Annotated in this window: 16 protein-coding genes; 7 read left to right on the forward strand and 9 right to left on the reverse strand. The window is 70.1% G+C overall.

The features are described from left to right. Positions 1–35: 35 nt before the first annotated feature. The 3 genes from LT972_RS04145 to LT972_RS04155 form a co-directional block, all read right to left on the reverse strand. On the reverse strand, positions 36–659 hold the full coding sequence (locus LT972_RS04145; protein WP_232571938.1) for a DUF4013 domain-containing protein: 624 nt from the start codon (positions 657–659) through the stop codon (positions 36–38). Then, positions 659–2,770 carry a ribosome rescue protein RqcH gene (gene rqcH / locus LT972_RS04150; RefSeq protein WP_232571939.1) on the reverse strand — a complete coding sequence of 704 codons (2,112 nt, stop codon included), beginning with the start codon at positions 2,768–2,770 and terminating at the stop codon, positions 659–661. The genes LT972_RS04145 and rqcH overlap by 1 nt, the downstream gene beginning before the upstream one ends. A 63-nt stretch (positions 2,771–2,833) precedes the next feature. Then, positions 2,834–3,595, reverse strand: a complete 762-nt coding sequence (locus LT972_RS04155; protein WP_390226321.1) for a ZIP family metal transporter — start codon at positions 3,593–3,595, stop codon at positions 2,834–2,836. A gap of 166 nt (positions 3,596–3,761) precedes the next feature. Between LT972_RS04155 and surE the strand changes: the two genes are divergently transcribed. Continuing rightward, on the forward strand, positions 3,762–4,535 hold the full coding sequence (gene surE / locus LT972_RS04160; RefSeq protein ID WP_232571941.1) for a 5'/3'-nucleotidase SurE: 774 nt from the start codon (positions 3,762–3,764) through the stop codon (positions 4,533–4,535). Between the two features lie 363 nt (positions 4,536–4,898). On the opposite strand, the gene LT972_RS04165 is transcribed toward surE, so the two are convergent. The 3 genes from LT972_RS04165 to LT972_RS04175 all read right to left on the reverse strand — a co-directional run bounded on the left by LT972_RS04165 (position 4,899) and on the right by LT972_RS04175 (position 9,339). Further along, a complete protein-coding gene (locus LT972_RS04165) occupies positions 4,899–6,596 on the reverse strand; it encodes a YcaO-like family protein (RefSeq protein WP_232571942.1) in 1,698 nt (565 codons plus the stop codon). 97 nt (positions 6,597–6,693) lie between these two features. Further along, complete coding sequence (tbsP, locus tag LT972_RS04170) at positions 6,694–7,512, reverse strand: transcriptional regulator TbsP (protein ID WP_232571943.1); 819 nt, start codon at positions 7,510–7,512, stop codon at positions 6,694–6,696. A gap of 114 nt (positions 7,513–7,626) precedes the next feature. Further along, the gene (locus tag LT972_RS04175; protein ID WP_232571944.1) at positions 7,627–9,339 is read right to left on the reverse strand and encodes a hypothetical protein; all 1,713 of its coding nucleotides are present in this window, start codon (positions 9,337–9,339) and stop codon (positions 7,627–7,629) included. A gap of 102 nt (positions 9,340–9,441) precedes the next feature. Here LT972_RS04175 and glyA point away from each other — a divergent pair, with 102 nt between their 5' ends. From glyA to LT972_RS04195, 4 genes are all read left to right on the forward strand, one after another. Next, positions 9,442–10,692: a serine hydroxymethyltransferase gene (glyA, locus tag LT972_RS04180; protein ID WP_232571945.1), complete on the forward strand. Its 1,251-nt coding sequence runs from the start codon at positions 9,442–9,444 to the stop codon at positions 10,690–10,692. Positions 10,693–10,893: 201 nt separating this feature from the next. Continuing rightward, complete coding sequence (locus LT972_RS04185) at positions 10,894–11,787, forward strand: bifunctional methylenetetrahydrofolate dehydrogenase/methenyltetrahydrofolate cyclohydrolase (protein WP_232571946.1); 894 nt, start codon at positions 10,894–10,896, stop codon at positions 11,785–11,787. 62 nt (positions 11,788–11,849) lie between these two features. Then, entirely contained in the window at positions 11,850–12,821 is a 972-nt protein-coding gene (locus LT972_RS04190; RefSeq protein WP_232571947.1) for an alpha/beta hydrolase, read from the forward strand. 42 nt (positions 12,822–12,863) lie between these two features. Next, on the forward strand, positions 12,864–13,049 hold the full coding sequence (locus tag LT972_RS04195; protein WP_232571948.1) for a hypothetical protein: 186 nt from the start codon (positions 12,864–12,866) through the stop codon (positions 13,047–13,049). 60 nt (positions 13,050–13,109) lie between these two features. Here LT972_RS04195 and LT972_RS04200 read toward each other — a convergent pair whose 3' ends face one another. Next, complete coding sequence (locus LT972_RS04200) at positions 13,110–15,626, reverse strand: efflux RND transporter permease subunit (protein ID WP_232571949.1); 2,517 nt, start codon at positions 15,624–15,626, stop codon at positions 13,110–13,112. 217 nt (positions 15,627–15,843) lie between these two features. Next, complete coding sequence (locus tag LT972_RS04205) at positions 15,844–16,548, reverse strand: DUF7117 family protein (protein WP_232571950.1); 705 nt, start codon at positions 16,546–16,548, stop codon at positions 15,844–15,846. Between the two features lie 246 nt (positions 16,549–16,794). Between LT972_RS04205 and LT972_RS04210 the strand changes: the two genes are divergently transcribed. Both LT972_RS04210 and LT972_RS04215 read left to right on the forward strand, forming a co-directional pair. Next, positions 16,795–17,175 (forward strand): DUF7528 family protein, encoded by a 381-nt coding sequence (locus tag LT972_RS04210; protein ID WP_232571951.1) that lies wholly within the window; start codon positions 16,795–16,797, stop codon positions 17,173–17,175. Between the two features lie 31 nt (positions 17,176–17,206). Next, positions 17,207–18,118, forward strand: coding sequence for a DUF1028 domain-containing protein (locus LT972_RS04215; protein ID WP_232571952.1), 912 nt, complete (start codon positions 17,207–17,209; stop codon positions 18,116–18,118). 38 nt (positions 18,119–18,156) lie between these two features. On the opposite strand, the gene LT972_RS04220 is transcribed toward LT972_RS04215, so the two are convergent. Further along, entirely contained in the window at positions 18,157–19,290 is a 1,134-nt protein-coding gene (locus tag LT972_RS04220) for a citrate synthase (RefSeq protein ID WP_232571953.1), read from the reverse strand. Between the last annotated feature and the right edge of the window lie 6 nt (positions 19,291–19,296).

A 19,296-nucleotide genomic window follows, 5' to 3' on the forward strand; every position in this document is an offset into this window, starting at 1 on the left:
CACGGATATATCCTCCTACTAACGTGACTGGCCCGTCAGCGCGCTCGTTCGACCGTGGCACTCGCGCCCCACCCGAAACAGGCGAACGCGAACACCTCGCAGTAGACGGCGAGCAGGTAGCCGACGAGGTAGTCGCCGAGCGCGCCGGCGGCGACTGCGGCCGCCGCGAGACCGCCGAGGCCGGCCGCCCAGCGCGTGAAGTACCGGGCATCACCGAGCGTGCGTCCGATTCGCTCGCGGTCGAAACCGGCGCGCAGGGACTCCGAGACCGAGGCGTGGACGACGCTCGCGGGCGCGACGTAGACGATTGGCAACAGCAATCCGAGCAGGCCGGCGGCGAGCAACGCGACGGGCGCGGCGGGCACGTCGGTGCCCGACGGGAGGACGAGGGCGCCGAGCGCGAGCACGCCGGCCACCGGGACGGCGTACGCCGCCAGCACGAGCGAGACGCGGAGCGCGTCGCGGGAGACGCCCTCGGCGTCGAGCGCCGGCGGGTCGTCGCCGCGTGCGGCAGAGCGCGCGACGCCGCCGAGCACCCCGACCATCCAGACGAGCGGGACGACCGGGAGGACGAGCGCGTGCAGGAGGTGGAGAATCCACCCGGCGAGGTAGCGCGTCTCGGCGTCGCCCGCGAGCGGGTACCACAGGGCGTCTCGCATCAGTCCCGGATGCGACTGCCGCCCGGCGGCATGTACTTCTGAATCTCGTCGGGGCTGGCGACCTTCCGGACGAACGAGTCGTCCGCGAAGCGCTCCCGGAACTCCCGGTAGATGCGCTTGGCGGCGTCGCCCTGCGCGTACCGCCCGGGCTCGATTTCGATGTGCGTCTCGACTTGGTCGACGACGGCGTCGATGGGGCCGCCGAGGACGCGCGTGTGCGGTTCGCAGGCGATGCCGACCGCCCACTCCGCGGGCAGGTCGCGGAAGTACGTGCGGTCGCCCCGGACCGCGAACCCGCCCTTCTCTAAGTACTCGCCGGACTCCGGCGTCTTCGACACCTGGTCGGGGCTGACCATGTAGGCGTCGCCCGCGCCGCGGCCGTCCTTCCACACCGACGAACAGCAGACCGCGAACTGCGCGGCCTGCCGCTTGCTCGCCTCGGGCACCTCGATGTCGTTCGAGGGTTCGCTCGGCGCCGACGTCTTCAACACCGTGATGGGGCCGCCGTGGGCCTGCGAGTGGAAGAAGCGGTCGTAGCGGTCCATGTAGTTCTTCACCAGTTCCTCGTTCTGGTCGGCGTTCCGACCGCCCAACACGAGGAACCCCTCCGAGGTTCGGAACCACCGGAAGCGCTCGTACCACTGCTCCTGTTTGCGAATCGGAATCGACGCGCGCGAGAGCCAGTCGACGTCCTCGTCTTCCTCCTCCTCGTCGCGTTCTTCCTCGGGTTCGGCCTCCCACTCGTCGCGCCGTTGCTTCGCGGCTTCGAGGTCCTCGCGGGTGTTCTCGATGGCGGCGCGCGCGCCCTCCTTCTTCTCCTCGATGCGCTTGGCCTCCGTGTAGAGGCGGTCGGCGTTCTTCTCCACGCCGTCCTCCGGGCGGAGTTCGATGGTGTGGTCGTCGACGCGCACGCGGACGGTTCCCTCGGCCTCGTTCACGCCCGCGAACGCGTCCGCGCCGGGCACGTCGCCCTTCGCGTCGTCGAGGGTGTCCGCGATGTCCTGCCACGCGTGGCCGGCCTCGCGGGCGTCCCGCACCGTCGACAGCAGGTCGTCCACGAGGTCGTAGTGGCCGTACAGCGCTTCGGCCTTCTCGCGCTCCGTCTCGGCCTGCGCCTCGAAGTCCTCGATGGCCTGCTCTTGCTGTTGGATGATGCGTTTCTGCTTCTCGATTTCGGCCTCGAAGTCGGGCCGGGTGGCGGCCTCGCCGCCCTCCTCCTCCTCGGTCGTATCGAGGTTCGTGAAGTAGTCGTCGAGCGCGTCGTTGAAGTTCTCGAACGCCTCGCTCGGGCGGTCGGCGTACTCCTCTAGGGCCATCGGCGTCACGTCCACGCGTTCGCCGCGGTCCTCGCCGTCCTCGCCCGGTTCGTAGTAGACGCGGGGGTCGAGGTCGCCCGCGCGGATGGCGTCCAGCAGGCGCTCGCTCGCGTCGTAGAGCGCCCGGAAGTCGTCCTCCGTGGCCGCCTCGATGTCCTTCGTCTTCTCGACGCCCGCCCGCGTGCAGAGTTCCTCGGCGTACAGGCCGCCGAAGTTCAGTTGCGTCGCGAGCGTCCGCACGAGGTCCGTGTCGGAGTCCCGCATCTTCGCCGCGAACGCCTCGTAGTCCAAGTCGAGGGGGTTCACGCGGGCGCTCGGGAAGCCGTACTGGCTCCCCGGCGCGACGGTCCGGGACTGGAGGCGCACGGTGTCCAGACAGTCCACGACCTCGCCGTTCTGGTCGAGGACGGCGACGTTCCCGTCCCCGAACAGTTCCGCGACGATGGTGGTGTCCTGGTCCTCGCGTCGGAACTCGAACTCCAGAATCCGGTCGAAGCCGTGCTGGCGCACCTCGTGGAAGTCCGCGCCCGACAGCCGATTCCGCAACATCTTCGCGAAGTTCGGCGGTCGACCCGGCGCGTCCGGCACGTGCTCGGGGGCGGCGACGTGTGCGCGCTTCGTGTCACCGACCTCGACGAGGAGTTCCACGCGCCCCCGGTCGAAGTCCCGCATCTTCAGGCGGACGAGGTCGTCCCCGTAGAGGTAGACTTTGTCGACTTTCGCCCCCTGCAAGCCGTTGAGTTCCGCCGTGAGGGCGACGAGGTCGACGCTCGTCAACTCCCGCTTCTGGTCCATGAACACCCCCTTGTGGGCGGGCCGGCGTTTGCCTTACGATTGGGGCGCCCGCCGACTCGGGGCTCACCCCAGCGTCACGTCGAGGTACAACATCACGACGACACCCGCCATCAGCCCGAGCGTCGCGACTCGCTCGTGGCCGTTCGCGTGCGTCTCCGGTACGATTTCGTCGCTGATGACGAACAGCATGCCGCCCGCCGCAAAGCCCATCGCGTACGGCAGCACGGCGCCCGAAACGGTGACCGCCCACGCGCCGAACAGACACAGCGGAATCTCCACGATACCCGCCCGAATCCCGGTGAGCGCGGCGTACGTCGTGCGGTCGAACCCCGCGTTCACCGCGGCGACAGACACCGCGAGCCCCTCCGGGATGTTCTGGACGCCGATGGCGAACATCAGCGCCAGCGCGTCCCCGAGGTTCCCGCTCCCGAACCCGACGCCGACCGCCAACCCCTCCGGCATGTTGTGGATGGTGATAGCGACGATGAACAACAACAGCGGCGCCAAATCGCGCTCCGAAACCGTCTGGTCGGCGCGCCGCCGGCCCGTGATGAGGACGTGGACGTGGGGCACCCAGCGGTCCGCGCGGTCCAACAGCGCGACGCCGAGTACGATGCCCGCGATGACCTCCAGCACGCCGTTGTGCCCGCCGAGTTCGATGCCGGGGAGGATGAGACTCGTGAAACTCGCGGCGAGCATCACGCCCGCCGCGAACCCGAGCGCGCCGTCCAGCGACCGCTGGCTGGGGTCGCGCCACACCACCACCAGCAGCGCGCCGAGCAGATTCAGGCCCGCGATGACGACGCCGCCGACCAGCGCCTGCATCAGGGGGTCGGTGCCGACGACGTCCACGAACCACGATTCGAGCACGCCTGCTTTGTCGGGAGACGCCACATTAAATCCGCCCGTCGACCCGAGTCGATCGCCGAACCGACCCGCCGAACGACCGCGTTCCAAAACGGCTACACGCACCCAGTCGCAACGGACGCCAATGACCGACTCGCTGTCCGTCCTCCTGACCAACGACGACGGCATCGAAGCGCCCGGTATCCGCGCGCTCTACGACCGCCTCGACGACGCCCACGACGTCACCGTCGTCGCGCCCGCCCGCGAGCAATCCGGCTCGGGCCAGACCCGCACCTACGACACCCTCGACTACGAGGAACGCGAGCGCGGCTACGCCGTCCACGGCACCCCCGCGGACTGCGTCGGCGTCGCCGTCGCCGCCCTCGACATGACGCCCGACGTCGTCGTCTCCGGCTGTAACGACGGCCCGAACCTCGGCGCGCACATCCTCGCGCGCTCGGGCACCATCGGCGCCGCCATGGAAGCCGCGTTCCTCGGCATTCCCGCCGTCGCCGCCTCGATGTACGACTGGGAGTTCGACCCCGCCGGCGACTGGGAACCCACGTACGACCAATTCACACTCCCCGCCGACGCCGTCGCCGACATCCTCCCCGAGTTCGTCGCCGGCGACCTGCTCCCCACCGCCGACTACCTCTCGGTCAACGCTCCCGCCACCGAGTACGCCGACGACCCGGTCCAGCGCGTCACCCGCCCCACCGAGGAGTACGAACTCCAGGCCGAGTTCACACAGGACGGCATCGACGTCGAAGACCGCTTCTGGGACCAGTTCCTCGACCAAAATATTCCGGACCCCGCCGGCACCGACCGCCACGCCTGCGTCGACAACGAGGTTTCGGTCTCCCCGCTCACCGTCCCCCACGCCATCGCCGACGGCGCGACGGTCGGCGGGCTACTCTAACCCACTTTTTGCGCTGCGGGGGTGGCCTGCGGCCACCCCCTCGGCAAAAACTTGGGGAAAAAGCCCCGTCGCACCCCCTACCGGGGGTGCTCGGCGCCAGCGCGCTTCGCGCGCTGTGAACCGCGTCGCTCGGGCTTTTCAAGCCGCTCGCTCGCGGATGCTTCACGACTAATTGGTCGGCCGGCCGGGCTAGCGTTCGCGGACCGAGCGGTCCGAAGGACCCGGAAGGTCCGCGATTCACCGCGAGCCGTCGGCTCGCGGGCGCGAGGACGACCACCGGGAGGACGACGCGCTTTTTCCGCAAGTTTTTGCCGAGTGAGGGGCGCGCTCTGCGCGCCCCTCACGCAGCGCAAAAAGTGCGTCTCAGGGGAAGGGATGGAACGGTTTGTCTAACCGCGGCTGGAACCCCATCTCTCGGGGAATTTCCTTGGCGCGCTCGCCGAAGAACGGCTGGTCGACGAACAGCGGTTGGGCGTCGGGCACGAGGACGCGGACGGCTTCGAAGCCGGCGCGCTCTACGTCCCGGGGCGTGAGGCGGGCGGCGTAGGCGTCGAGGCCGGCGTCCGCGAGCGCGTCGAGGACGGCGTCGAGTTCGGCGGCGCCCTCGGGTGGGTCGTCCGGGCCCACGTCACTCGCGGCGATGGTGGTGTCGGGGTCGACGAAGCCGCGGACTTCGCGCGGGAAGTCGGCGTACTTGCCGATGGCGCCGTCCTCCTCTGGGGCGTCGTCGCGGCCGATAGCGCGGAGTTCCATCCAGTTCTGGAGCGCTTCCGCGAGCGCGGAGCGCGCGGCGGCGTCGGCGTCGAGGTCGGCGGCGGACCCGAGCGCGAACCGCGGCCAGTCGTCGCGGTGGACGGCGACGGCGACCACGGGCACGTCCACGTCCTGCGTGCAGAGCAGGGCCGTCACGTCGAGGTTCTCGGCGCCGGCGTGCTTCTCGAGTTCGGCGAAGCCGTCGTCGTCGACGGCGAGGCCGAGCGGGTCGAACGTCGAGTACCACGAGAGCATCGTGGCGTCGCGTTCGACTGTCTCGTAGAGCCCCGACAGCAGGGCTTCAGTCCCCGAATTGCCGAGGCCGAGGCCGGTCGTGATGGCGGGGCCGGTCGACCCCTCGGGCGGCGGGAAGACGACGCGGTCGGCGGGGAGGAGCGCGTCGCCCCCGGTCTGCAGGTGTTCGCCGCGCACCCATTCGAGCGCGTCCGACGCGCTCGCGCCCTCGGGGCGGACGAACGCCTCGGGAGAGACGGCGTTCTCGTCGTCCGCGGACGCCGACTCGAAGTCGCGTTCGCGGTAGACGCCGGCGCTGTACCGTTCGAGGCCCTCGCCGACGGCTTTCATGTAGGCGGCGTTCCAGTCGGCGTCGACGCCCGCGGCCTGCGCGGCGGCGTCGGCGTCGCTGAACCCCGAGGTGTCGCTGGTCATCGCGAGGTAGTAGGGTGCGGGGAACGACTCGCGCTCGCCGACCGCGGTCAGCAGCCCGATTCGGTCGTCGACGAGCGGTTCGGCCGCTGCGAGCGCGGCGTCGAGGCTCCGGGGTTCGGCGTCCCGGCGCACGTCGCGGTCGGGGCGGTCGCCGCAGTCGCAGTTCGGCACCGGCGCGAGCGAGCGCTCGGCGTGCGGGAGTTCCACGACGGTCCCGGGGACGACGTCGCCGGCCAGCGCGTCGGTCGCGAAGCGGCCGGCGTGCGCGCCGGCGAGGCGGACCGCCGACCGCTCGGCGGACGGCGACGCCGCGCGCTCCTGGTCGGTGGCGGCGACGCGGTGAGCCAAACACTCGAAACACGGCCCCTCCGGCGCGAGGACGGAGACGCCGGCGTCCACGCCCGCCAGCGGTTGGCCGCCGAGGCCGCCCACTTCGACGGCGATGAGGGGCGTGCCACCTTCTCTCGCGTGGTCGTTCGCGGCCCGGAAGCCGCCCGCGCCCGCGACGCCGACGACCACCGCGAGGTCTGCGCCCGCGACGCCCGCCACGTCGGTCGATTCCACGGCCGCGTCGGCGTCCCCGAGCGCGGCACGAACCGCCTCCACCGCGGGCCCGTCGCCGACGACGGCGACGGTCACGGCGAACCCTCCGAGTACATGGCTACGCGGAGGCGGGACGGCGGGAAAACAGTACGGGGTTCGGGAGAGCGTACCGCGCGGGGACGAACGGGACGGCTTACGCGAGGACGGACTGTGCCGTGTTCGCGAGTTCCGAGGCGGAGGCGTCTTCGAGGCGCTCGTCCGCGAGTTTCAGGCGGAGGCGCGGGCGACCCACGTCGATGGGGACCTTCTCGGTGTCGATGAGACCGAGGTCCTCGAGTTTCGTCTTCGTGCGGGAGAACGTCGCTTTCGACGCGATGCCGACGTCCTCGCCCCACTTGCTGATGTCGTAGAGGAGTTCGCGGTTCTTCGCCGCGACGAGCAGGCTGATGGTGACCTCGTCGAGGCCGTCGCCGTCGCCGCGGGCGGTCTCCAGCGAGGAGAGGACGCCCTCGAAGTCGTCTTCGACCTCGGGGCTGATTTCGTCGTCGAGGCTCTGACGCACGCGGTCGATGGCGGGCGTGCGGAGGTTGTACGCCTCGGCGGCGTCCCAGTCGTCGCCGATGGCGTCGTAGGCGGTCGTCGCGAACTCGTCGTCGTCGGTGGCGAGGCCGCCGACGAGGCCGCCGGCTTCGAGGAGCGCGACGGTTCGGTTCGCCGTGACGAGCATCGAACTCCGGGCGTCGTCGTCGAGGACGCGGAGTTCGAGGTCGCCGGCTTCGACCAGGTTCGCCGTGTTGCTCGCGACGATGAAGTCACCCATCACGTCCTTGAGGGTGCTCTCGTCGCCGAGGAGGCGGATTTCGGGGAGGTCGCCGTCGAAGCCGTTCCCCGCTTCGACGAGTCGTTCGATGGTGCTGGCGGCCGGATTCACGACGAACAACTCGCTCGGCTCGCTCTCGAAGACGGCCGCGAGGACGTCCTCGACGCTCGTACCCAGAAGATTCGATGGCATCTATGAATGCGGATAGGGAATCTATCTATTTAATTTTACCGGCTCCGGAGAGCGTAAAACGCCGATAGGAGCCGCCTACCGCAGGAAACCGAGGGGGTGGTCGGCGTCGCCCTCTCACTCCCGCAGTGTGGCGGCGGCTTCGTCCGCCCAGTAGAACGTCCCGTCGACGACGGCCGGCTGGTCGGTGCCGTCGAGGAACGCGGCGGCGTCCGCGGCGGACGCGGTGAACTCCGCGGGGTTGCCACAGAGCCGCGGTCGGTCGGCGAGGCCGCCGTCGAGTTCGTAGTGGTCGCCGTGGCCGCTCCCCGCGAGGTGGCGCCACGACACCCGGTAGTCGCCGTCGGGCTGACTGGTGAGGTACGCCACGCGGGCGTCGCCCTCGTCCGTCCGCGAGAGCGTCTGCGTGCCGTCCCCGACGACGGCGTAGTCCTTCCCCATCCTGATGCGGCGGCGCGCCAGTCGGAGCGCCGTCTCGATGGGGAAGCCGTTGACGAGCAGGCGCGCGAACGCGGTGCCGACCTTCGCGGCCTGCTCGTCGAGCACCTTCCGGAAGGTCACGGCGCCCGCGACGCTCCCGCGTTTCACGAGGTCGAGACCCTCGTAGTAGGAGCCACACGCGTTCAGGAAGAACGTCTCGACGTTCGTCTCGTCGAGGTCGGCGAGCGCGAGGTGGCCGTCCGCACACCGGAGGCCGTCGACCTCGCAGTGCCCGATGTAGTGGACGAACTCGTGGTGGGACTCGAAGACGCCCGCGAGTTCGTCCCGCGTGAGCCCTTCGTGGAGCGAGACGTCCATCGGGAACGACTGCGCGCGGGCGGCGTAGATGTCAGCGACGGCGTCGTGTTCGCCCGCCATGCTGTCGTCGTTCAACACGACCGCGACGGACATCTCGTCGTCGTCCCGCCGGAGGTACCGGAGGTGGTTCCGGTAGGCCGCGGGGTGCGTCTTGAACACGTCGATGGGCGCGCCGTCGGCGAGCCAGCCCTGCGTGCGGCCGGGACGGGCTTTCGGTTTCAGCATTTCGACGGTCGCGACGGGGCCGGGCGCGCCCCGGTAGAAGTCGTCGAGGGACCGCGACACCAACTCCTGTTTCTCGAGTGTGGCGGTCTCCGGCGGGAACACGAACGCGAGGCGGTCGAGCAGGAACGGCAGCACGCGGACGTGTCCGAGGTTCGGCGCGGCGTGCATCGCCAGCGGCCACTCCGGGAACCGGTCGGCGACGCGGTCGAAGGGCACGTCGAGGTAGCGACGCAGGCGCTCGTCGGGCGACGCGTCGTAGGCGGCCCGCGGGTCGAACTCGAGGTCGGCGAGCGCGTCGCGTTCGGCGAGTCTCGGGTCGCCGTTCGGGCCGGCGGAGCGCGCCACGCAGTCCAGCCAGAAGACGCGCGCGAGCGTCTCCGGAACGTCCGCGGTGAGCGCGTCGAACGCCAGCGAGACGCCGACGTCTGGCGCGCGAAGTCGCGGCGTGACGTTGGCTTCGACTGCCACGTCGGCGCCGAGGTAGTACGCGAGCGGCGCGGTCACGAACAGCGCGCGCAGCGACCGCGGCACCACCAACTCGATGCCCGTCTCCGGGGTGGCGTCGGCGACGCTCGCGGGCACGTCCACCGCGTCACCGAACGCGAAGGACGGCGGGTGGGCGCGCATCGACTGCGTCGCGCGGTCGGGCGTCGTCGTGCGGTGGGCGGCGGCCGCGTGTTCGAGCGCCGTCGCGACGCCGTCGAGGGTCTTCGGGATGGTGACCGTGGCGCTGGGCGCTCGTGCTCGCTCCCCGTTGACGCCGGCACCGTCGGGCGGTCGGGCGTCGGTCTGTTCCCCCTGGGTCACGCACCCCCGGTGTTTGCCGACGGGCCATATATTTCTGTCGAGGAGTCGCGTGAATTAGTCGCCATCGGTAGACCTATTGGGGCCCCTGTGGGTTCTAGTCACATGAGCGACTACGAACGCGTGCGGGAGGTAGACCCCGCCGTCGCGGACGCGCTCGTCGGCGAACGCGAGCGACAGAACGGCACGCTGGCGATGATTGCGAGCGAGAACCACGTCAGCGAGGCCGTGATGGAAGCCCAGTCGAGCGAACTCACGAACAAGTACGCCGAGGGCTACCCCGGCAAGCGCTACTACGGAGGCTGCGAGTTCGCTGACGACGTGGAGGAACTCGCCATCGAGCGCGCGAAGGAACTGTTCGGCGCGGAGCACGTGAACGTCCAGCCCCACAGCGGGTCGTCGGCGAACATGGCCGTCTACTTCGCGACGCTGGAGCCCGGCGACAAGATTCTCTCGCTGGACCTCACCCACGGCGGCCACCTGAGCCACGGCCACACCGCGAACTTCGCGGGCCAACTGTACGACGTGGAGCACTACGAGGTCGACGCCGAGACGGGGCGCCTCGACTACGACTCGCTCCGCGAGAAAGCCGAGTCCTTCGACCCGGACATGATAGTCTCGGGCTACTCGGCGTACCCCCGCGAGGTCGAGTGGGAAGAGATTCAGGCGGCCGCGGACGCCGTGGACGCGCTCCACACCGCAGACATCGCGCACATCACGGGGCTCGTCGCGGCGGGCGAGCACGCCTCGCCGGTCGGCGTCGCGGACTTCGTGACGGGGTCGACCCACAAGACGATTCGCGCGGGTCGCGGCGGCATCATCATGTGCGACGAGGAGTTCGCGGGCGACGTGGACTCGGCGGTGTTCCCCGGTGCGCAGGGTGGCCCGCTGATGCACAACATCGCGGGGAAGGCGGTCGGCTTCGGGGAAGCGCTCGAACCCGAGTTCGAGGCGTACGCCGAGCAGGTCGTGGAGAACGCGAAGGTGCTCGGGGAGACCCTACAGGACCACGGCTTCTCGCTGGTCTCGGGCGGCACCGACACTCACCTCGTGCTCGTGGACCTCCGGGACTCCCACCCGGACATCTCGGGCGGCGACGTGGAGGAGGAACTCGAAGCGGTCGGCATCGTGTTGAACGCGAACACCGTGCCCGACGAGACGCGGTCGGCGTTCGACCCGTCGGGAATCCGCGCCGGCACGCCCGCGCTCACGACCCGCGGCTTCGACGCCGAGGCGATGGAGACGGTCGGCGACTGCATCGCGAAGGTCATCGACAACGTCGGCGACGAGGAGGTGTACGCCGAGGTCGCGGCGACCGTCGAGGACCTCTGTAACGAGTACCCGCTGTACGAGTAGCCGGTCCGTTCCGCCGTCGTCGTTTCCCGCGGGCGGGTCGTTCCCACCGCCTTTTCTTTCGCGTTCGACGCGCACAGTCGTGGGCAGGCCGCGATTGCCGCCGCCGCGGCGAAGCAAGAACGTGTATACAATCAGGGATAGTGGAACTAAATTGGGCACGGAACCGAATATTCAAGGGCGCGTGTCCCCGACAGTCGCCCAATGACAGACGTCATCGACGGGAACGCGGTCGCCGCGTCGATTCGAGACGACCTCACGGACTCCGTGGCGACGCTGAAAGACGCCGGCGTCACGCCGAAACTCGCCACCGTCCTGATGAACGACAAGCAGGCCAGCGAGACGTACATCTCGATGAAACAGCGGGACTGCGAGGAGCTCGGCATCGGCGCAGAGGACGTGCGCATCGACCCCGACGCGCCCGCCGAGGAACTGTTCGACACCGTCGCCGACCTGAACGCCCGCGAGGACGTCCACGGCATCCTCGTGCAGGACCCGACGCCCGACCACGTCTCCGACGAACGCGTGCTCTCGGCCGTCGACCCCGCCAAGGACGTGGACGGCTTTCACCCCGAGAACGTCGGGAAACTCGTCGGCGGGAACGCCCGATTCAAGCCCTGCACGCCCCACGGCGTTCAGAAACTCCTCGAACACGAGGGCGTCGACCCCGAGGGGAAAGACGTGGTCGTCGTCGGTCGGTCGAACATCGTCGGGAAGCCGCTCGCGAACCTCCTGATGCAGAAGGCCGACGGCGGGAACGCCACGGTCACGCTCTGTCACAGCCGCACCGACGACCTCGCCGCGCACACCCGGCGCGCCGACATCGTGATTTCGGCGGTGGGCGTCGTCGACCTCGTGGACGGCTCGATGCTCTCCGAGGACACCGTGGTAATCGACGTTGGCATCAACCGCGTCGACGCGGACAACGACAAGGGCTACCGGCTCACCGGCGACGTTGACTTCGAGAGCGCAAAGGAGAAGGCCAGCGCCATCACGCCCGTCCCGGGCGGCGTCGGTCCGATGACGCGCGCGATGCTCCTCTACAACACCGTCAAGGCCGCCGGCGAGCAGGCCGGCGTCGACGTGGACCTGCCCTGAGTCGCCGTTCCCGGGTCGCCGCGACCCGGGCTTTCTTCTCGCCGCGAGACGCGTGCCACCACATGGCAGACGAACTGCGGGCCGACGCACCCCGCGAGGACGTACAGCAGATACTGGCCGCGATGGAGGCGATGGATGCCCCGGACTACCACGACCTCTCGCCGCCCGAGGCCCGCGAACTGCGCCGGGGCTTCTTCGACGCCGACGACCCGACCGCCGAGGTCGGCGCCGTCTCGGACCGAACCGTGCCCGGCCCCGGTTTCGAGATTCCCGTGCGCGTCTACGAACCGGCGAGCGACGGCCCGCATCCGGTCGTCGTCTACTTCCACGGCGGCGGCTTCGTGCTCGGGACGCTGGACTCCCGGGACCCAATCTGCCGGACGATTGCCGCGGACGCGGCGGCCGTCGTCGTGAGCGTCGCGTACCGACTCGCGCCCGAACACCCGTTCCCGGCGGCCGTCGAGGACGCGTACGCCGCCACCGAGTACGTCGCCGGGAATCCCGGCGAGTTCGACGCCGACCCCGACCGACTCGCCGTCGCGGGCGACTCCGCGGGCGGCAACCTCGCCGCGGCCGTCTCGCTCGCGGCGCGCGACCGCGACGGCCCCTACATCTCCCACCAGTCGCTGGCGTACCCCGTCACCGACCACCGCGACGTGGCCTACGACTCGAAGACGGAGAACGACGAGGGCTACTTCCTCGAATCGGAGGGCATGGAGTGGTTCGACGGCCACTACGTCGACTCGTGGGTCCACCGCGCCAACCCCTATCTGAGCCCGGTCGCCGCGGCCAGCCACGCCGACCTCCCGCCGGCGACCGTCGCCACCTGTGGCTTCGACCCGCTCCGCGACGAGGGAATCGCGTACGTCGACGCCCTCGATGACGCCGGCGTCCCGGTCACGCACCGCCACTACGACGACCTGATTCACGGCGCGATGAGTTTCGTTGCCGACCCCGTGGACACCCCGAGCGGGCGCGAGGTCTTAGCCCAGTTCGCGAGCGACCTGCGAGGCGCGCTCCACGCGAACTCGTAGTTCGCCGACAGGACTATCGCGGTCTCCGTCGTAGCCACGCCCGTGAGCCAACGCCGGAACCTCTACGTCGCCGGATTCGTCGCCGCGTCGCTCGCGTACATCTTCAACGTGCTCGCGTTCACCGGCGCGTTCGACCTGTTTCGCTGGGTCGTGTTCGCGGCGTACTTCCTCGTCGCGTTCGCGGCCTTCGAGTGGCTCATCGGATGGGCCGAGACGCTCGAAGCGTGAGAGACGTGCCGACTGCGGGCAGTCCCGCGAGTCGGTCCGAGGAGTCCCGCCCTCGGCGGGTCAGTCGTCGCTGGTCGACGCGACGCCGCCGTCGAGGACGCCCTGCGTGACCGACCGGGGCGCGTAGCGCGCCCACAGCGTAATCAGGCTCGGGAGCAGGAACACCGACACCACGAACGACGCGGTGAGCGCGAGCGACACGAGGATGGCGAAGTCCTGGAGAACCGGCGCGGGCGTGAGCAGCAACGCGAGGAACGCGCCGACCGACGTGAGCGTGCTCCCGAGGAGCGCGCCGCCGGTGCCGGTCGTCGCCTCGACGAGCGCGCCGTGGACCGACTTGCCGTCGGCGTACTCCTCGGCGAACCGGTCGCTGACGTGGATGTTGTAGTCGATGCCGAGGCCGATGACGAGGCTCAACAGCAACGCCGTGTTGACCGTCAGCGGGACGTTCAGCGCCCACATCCCGGCGACGACGAGCGCGGTCACCATCATGATGGGGACGCTCGTCACGAGACCGAGCGTCGCGCTCCCGAGCAGGAGTCGGTAGACGAGCGTCAGGAGGACGGCGACGCCAGCGAGCGCGAGCAGCAGCGTCTGGAGGATGTTCTCGGAGATGATGTCCCCGAGCACGACGTTCAGCGTCCCGACGCCCACGCCGACGACAGACGTCTCGCCGCCTTCGAGGGCGTCCGAGGCGTCGAGTACCGCCTGCCCCTGTTCGACGATGGTGGCGTCCGGCCGAATCGGCACGAGGACGCGCAGCGACGCGTAACCGCCGGGCGTCCGGTCGATGACGCGACTCGCCTCGTCGGGCGCCGCCGCGAACAGCGCGTCGTAGACGCTCGCGACGTCCTCCTCGGGGACGCCGTCGTCGTCCGTGTCTGCGGCCGCGAGTTCAGCCGCGAACTCCTCGTCCTCGGCGGCGACGGACGCCATCACCGTCACCGGCGACGCGACCGGAACGGTGTCGCCGCGCGTCAGCACCGCGTCGTAGTCGGCGGCCACGTCGGGCACGCGGGCGGCGGTCGCCAGCGCGTCCGGAGACGCCGCGCCGTCCGGGTGTTCTATCAGTATCGAGGAGCGCTTTCGCTCGCTCTCGGCGGCCGCCCGGTAGTTCTCGCCGACGTACCGCGCGTTGTCCCGGTACTGGGACACGTCCCACCCGATTGGGTCGGGGAGGTCTTGCTTCCACTCGGCGACGTCGGAGTTGAACTCCTGGAAGGACTTGCGTTGGAGGTCGCCCCACGCGGCGCCGCCCGCCGCGCCCGCGACGAGCGCGAGCACCAGCACGACCGGCGCCGCCCGGCGAGCGAGGCCCGCGCCGCTGGTCAGTATCGGGCGGAGCAGTCGGGTGTCGCCGAGCGGGCGCTTCCGGCGCTCGAACCCGACCCGGCCGAGCAGGCGGTCGATGGTGAGTTTCAGCGCCGGGACGAGCGTGACCGAGACGACGAACGTGGAGAGGACGCCGAGCGTCACGCCGATGCCGAGTTGCTTGATGACCCCGAGGTCGCTCGTCGCGTTCGCCATGAAGCCGACCGCGGCGGTGAGCGTGACGAGCGTGAGCGCGACGCTGACAGAGGAGAGGCTCCGAACCATCGGTTCGCGCATGTTCTCGCGCTCGCCGCGCTCCTCGCGGTAGCGCATGAAGACGTGGAGGCCGTAGTCGACGCTGAGGCCGACGATGAGAACCGGTCCGATGATGATGGTGAGGCTCGCGGGGATGCGGAGCCACCCGAGGATGCCGAACATCCAGACGACCGAGAGGACGACCCCGGTGAACCCGACGATGACGTCCACGAGGTCGCGGTACGCGAACGCCAGCACCACGAGAATCACCAGCAGGGAGATGGGGACGACGAACTCGATGAGTTCGGGGAGCGGGCTCACCGCGTTCTCGGAGGCGTGCTCGCCGACGGTGAACACGTCGGGCGAGTCGACTGTCTGGGCGGTTCGGTAGAGCGCCGCGGTGGCCGCCGACGTCTCGCTGTCGCTGCCGTCGAGTCGGAAGACGATGCGGTGGCTCTCGGCGGTCGCGGTGCCCGGTTCGTAGTCGGCCGGCAGCAACGCGAGCGCCCGCGAGTCGGCGGTGAGCGTCTCTCTCACGAGTGTCTCGACCCGGCTCGGGTCGGCCTCTCGGAGCGCCGCGAGTTGCTCCGAGAGCGACGCCTGCGGGTCACCTGCGGCGCGCGCACCGACGAAGTTCGCGACCCCGAACGCGGGCCGGTCGCCGACGGCCGCCGCGAGCGACTCGTTGTCTAATGCGGTCTGCTGGAACTCCAGCGACCGGACGAGCGCCGACTTCGACAGCGCGTTCCCGTCGGCGTCGCGCACGTACACCGGCGCCGCCATCGGGGCGTCGTCGTCCTGGGTCTCGTTGACGTACGCGGACTCGATGTACGAGCGCTTCTCGACGACTTCCGTTCCCTCGCCGATGCTGTCGCCGCCGTACGTGTTGCTACCGAGGTTCAGTTGCGTGACGCCCGCGCCGACGCCCGCGGTCAACAGCAGCATGACCACGACGACGGCGACGTTGTGTTCGGTGACGACGCCGAACACGCGCTCCGTCAGGGACGTCATCTGTTCGCCTCCGCGGTGTCGCGACGGTGATGCCGCTCGCTACGGCGTCGGGGCTTCGACCGATAGGGGACCATACAGGTCGGTTGTCTGAACGAATCGCCTTAATCCTCGCGGAATCGTCCTAACACGCCGAATCTCGGGAGAAGAATAATTCCGGGTCGGGAGTGTTAGAATAGATTTCCCGGGTCGGACTCCGGTGCCGTCCCGCGCGACGCGGTCACGCCAGTCGGTCGAGGTGTGTGCGCGCCTCCTCGACTGCCGTCTCGTCGCCCCGGACCGCGTCCCCGATGCGGCGTGCCGCCGACACGAGGCGCTCGCTGTCCTCGGGGGACACGTCGCCGTCCAGCGCCTTCACGCGCTTGACGTGCTCGCGGAGGCGTTCGAGCAGGCCGCGTTCCGGTTCCGGTGGCTCGTCGTCGAAGAAGGCTCGCACGTCGGCGCGGTAGGCGTCCACCGCCGCCGCGTACCCGAGTCCGCGCACCGCGCGCAGGGACTCGGGCACGTCCTCGGGCGCGGGCCGGTCGCCGTCCTCCGCGCCGTTCAGCAGCGCCAGCACGTAGCGCTCCTCGTTCTCGCCGACGCGGAGGGCGTCCCCGACGACGAGCGCCGCCCGCCGGAGTTCTTGGGCCGCGAGGTAGGTGTCGTCCAGTTCGAGGAGGTCACCGCCCGAGACGAACCCCCGGGACTGGCAGTAGTCGCGGCACGCGTCGGCCGCCGGGTCGAGTGCGCCCCGGAGGTCGTCGACCGCCGCCTCGCGGGCCGCCGAGAGGTCGAGGTCGGCCGCGCCGTCGGTGTGCTGGGCGCGCTCGCCGACGCCGACGCTCCGCAGACTCCCGCAGTCCGGGCACTCCACGCTGCCCGTCTCGAAGTACGACCAGCGCGTCCCACACGACTTGCACTCGCGCTCGCCGCGAACGTCCATACCTCCGGGTTGGCGGGGCGGCGGGATAACTCCGGTGTCTCGCCGCCGAATGAGCGACACCCGGAATCTGTACCACCGCCACGCTTTTGTACGATTGCGCCGGACTCTCGGGTACGATGCCGAGTCAACGACTCTCGACTCCGGCCGCCGAGGATAGAGTAAGCCGCGGGGACGCGGCTGGTCGAGAAATCCGACCGCTCGCCTGACTGCTCCGCCGAGCGCCGCGGCGACCGGGTCGCCCTCCGCGTGGGCGGCGACGAACTGCTCCTCTCGCGCGACGACGCCGAACAGTTACGTGACTCGCTTTCCGGCGCGCTCGCGGCGCGCGAGACGTTCCTGAACACCGCGGGCCAGCACCGCCCAGACGGCGCGTACGTCGTGGAGCGCCGGGGCGCGGACTCCGCGGGCAACAGCAAGGTGTTCGCCTCCTTCGACGAACTCCGGCGGCTGTTCGACCGCCTGCCAGAGCGCTTCACAGCGGACGACCTCTCCGCGACAGGGCTGACGGCGGGCCGCCGGCACATGGTGCTGTGGCACCTCGTCGAACACCCCGCGTTCGACTGCGAGTTGGCGAGCAGACAGCCCCTGACGGGCGAGAAGACGGCAACGGGGGTGGCCGAGCCGTAGGCTTTTGCCGGCGGCGGGCCACGCCTCGCGCATGACGTTCTCCATCGTCGCGCGCGACCCCGAGACTGACGCGGTCGGAGTCGCCGTCCAGTCGAAGTTCGTCGGCGTCGGGGCCGTCGTCCCGTTCGTCAGCGCGGACGCCGGCGCCGTCGCCACGCAGAGTTTCGCGAACGTCGCGTACGGACCGGACGGCCTCGACTTGCTCCGGGACGGCGAGTCTGCCGCGGCGGTCGTGGACGCGCTCACCGACGCCGACGACGAGGCGCCCCAGCGACAGGTGGGCGTAGTTGGACAGGACGGCTCCGTCGCGGCGTTCACTGGCGAGGAGTGTTTCGACCACGCGAGCGACCGGCAGGGCGACCACTACACGGTGCAGGGGAACATCCTCGAGAACCGCGAGACGGTGGACGCGATGGCCGACGCGTTCGAGGAGACCGACGGCGGTCTCCCGGAGCGCCTGATTGCGGCGCTGTACGCGGGCAACGAGGCGGGCGGCGACCAGCGCGGCGAGCAGTCCGCGGCGCTCTACGTCGCGAAACCCGAGGGCGGCTACGACGGGAACAACGACCGCTGGATAGACGTGCGCGTCGACGACCACGACGAACCCATCGCGGAACTCGAGCGCGTGTTCCGCATCTACGACATCACGCTCCTCGAGCGCGAGGACCCCGAGGAGTTCGCGTCTCTCGACGGCGACACCGCAGAATCCGTCCTCGAAACGCTCGCCGAGTTGGGGTTCTACGACGCGGAGCCGAGCGAGGAGTTCGGCGAGGCGGAGCGCGAGGCCCTCGAGGCGTTCCGCGGGATGAACAACTTCGAGAACCACGACCTCGACGCGCTGGAGGACGCGCTCGCCCGGGGCTGGTCGGACGCGGACGGCGAGGGCGAGGACCGCATGGTCAACGCCATCTGGCACGGCTTAAGCCGGCTCGACAGGAAGTAGGCGCGCTCGGCGTTCGCGGCGGTGTGGTGTCCAGTGATTTATCGCTCGTCGACCGGCGTCCACTCGCGGTCGGTGTCGCCGACGTACGAGGCGCGCGGCCGGATGAGGCGGTTGTCTTCGAGTTGTTCGAGGCAGTGGGCGGTCCACCCGCCGGCGCGCGCGACGGCGAACGTCGGCGTGAACAGTTCCTTCGGGACGCCGACGCCGTTCAGGAGGACGGCGGTGTAGAACTCGACGTTCGTCTCCAGGCGCAAGTCGGGGCGGTGTTCGGCTAGCACGTCGACGGCGGTGTCCTCGAACTCGCGGGCGGCGTCGAAGAACGCGCGCTGGTCGCGGCCCTCGTAGAACGTCTCGGCGGCGTCCTGCAGGACGGCGGCGCGGGGGTCGCGGACCTGGTAGACGCGGTGGCCGAAGCCCATCACGCGGTCGCCGGCGTCGAGAATCTCGTGGACGAGGCTGGCGGGGTCGTCGCGCGCCGCGGCGTCCTCCAGCATCGTGAGGACGGGGCCGGGCGCGCCGCCGTGGAGCGGGCCCTTGAGCGCGCCGACGGCGCCCGTGACGGCGGACACCACGTCAGACTCGGTGGAGACGATGGTGCGCGCGGTGAACGTCGAGGCGTTGAGGCCGTGGTCGACGACCGAGTTGAGGTAGGTTTCGAGGCCGCGAACGCGCTCCTCGCTGGGCTCCTCGCCGTCGAGCATGTAGAGGTAGTTCGCGGCGTGCCGGAGGTCCTCGCGGGGTTCGACCGGCTCCTCGCCCTTTCGGGCGCGCCAGTACGCGGCGGCGACTGTCGGAAGTTGCGCGACCGAGAGGCGCGCGTCCGTCTCGGGGTCCTCGTCGCCCTCGCGGGTCAGGGGAGCGGCTGCGATGCCCATGCGGACGGCGTCCATCGCGGGCAGGTCTCGCTGGGCGGCGTCGACCACGGTGTCGATGGCGTCCGGATGGACGGCGCGCTTGCCGGCGAGGTCCGCGCGGAAGTCGGCGAGTTCGCTCTCGGTGGGGAGTCGGTCCTCGTACAGCAGAAACAGCGTCTCCTCGTAGGTGGCGTTGGGCGCGAGTTCCGCGAGCGGGAAGCCGCCGATGACGAGTTCGCCGTTCTCGCCGTCGACTCGCGAGAGTCGGGTCTCGGCGACCGTGACGCCTTCGAGGCCGCGCTGGAGGTCGTCTGTCATCGCTTC

The organism is Halobacterium litoreum (assembly GCF_021233415.1).
In the GTDB taxonomy this organism is placed as follows: domain Archaea; phylum Halobacteriota; class Halobacteria; order Halobacteriales; family Halobacteriaceae; genus Halobacterium; species Halobacterium litoreum.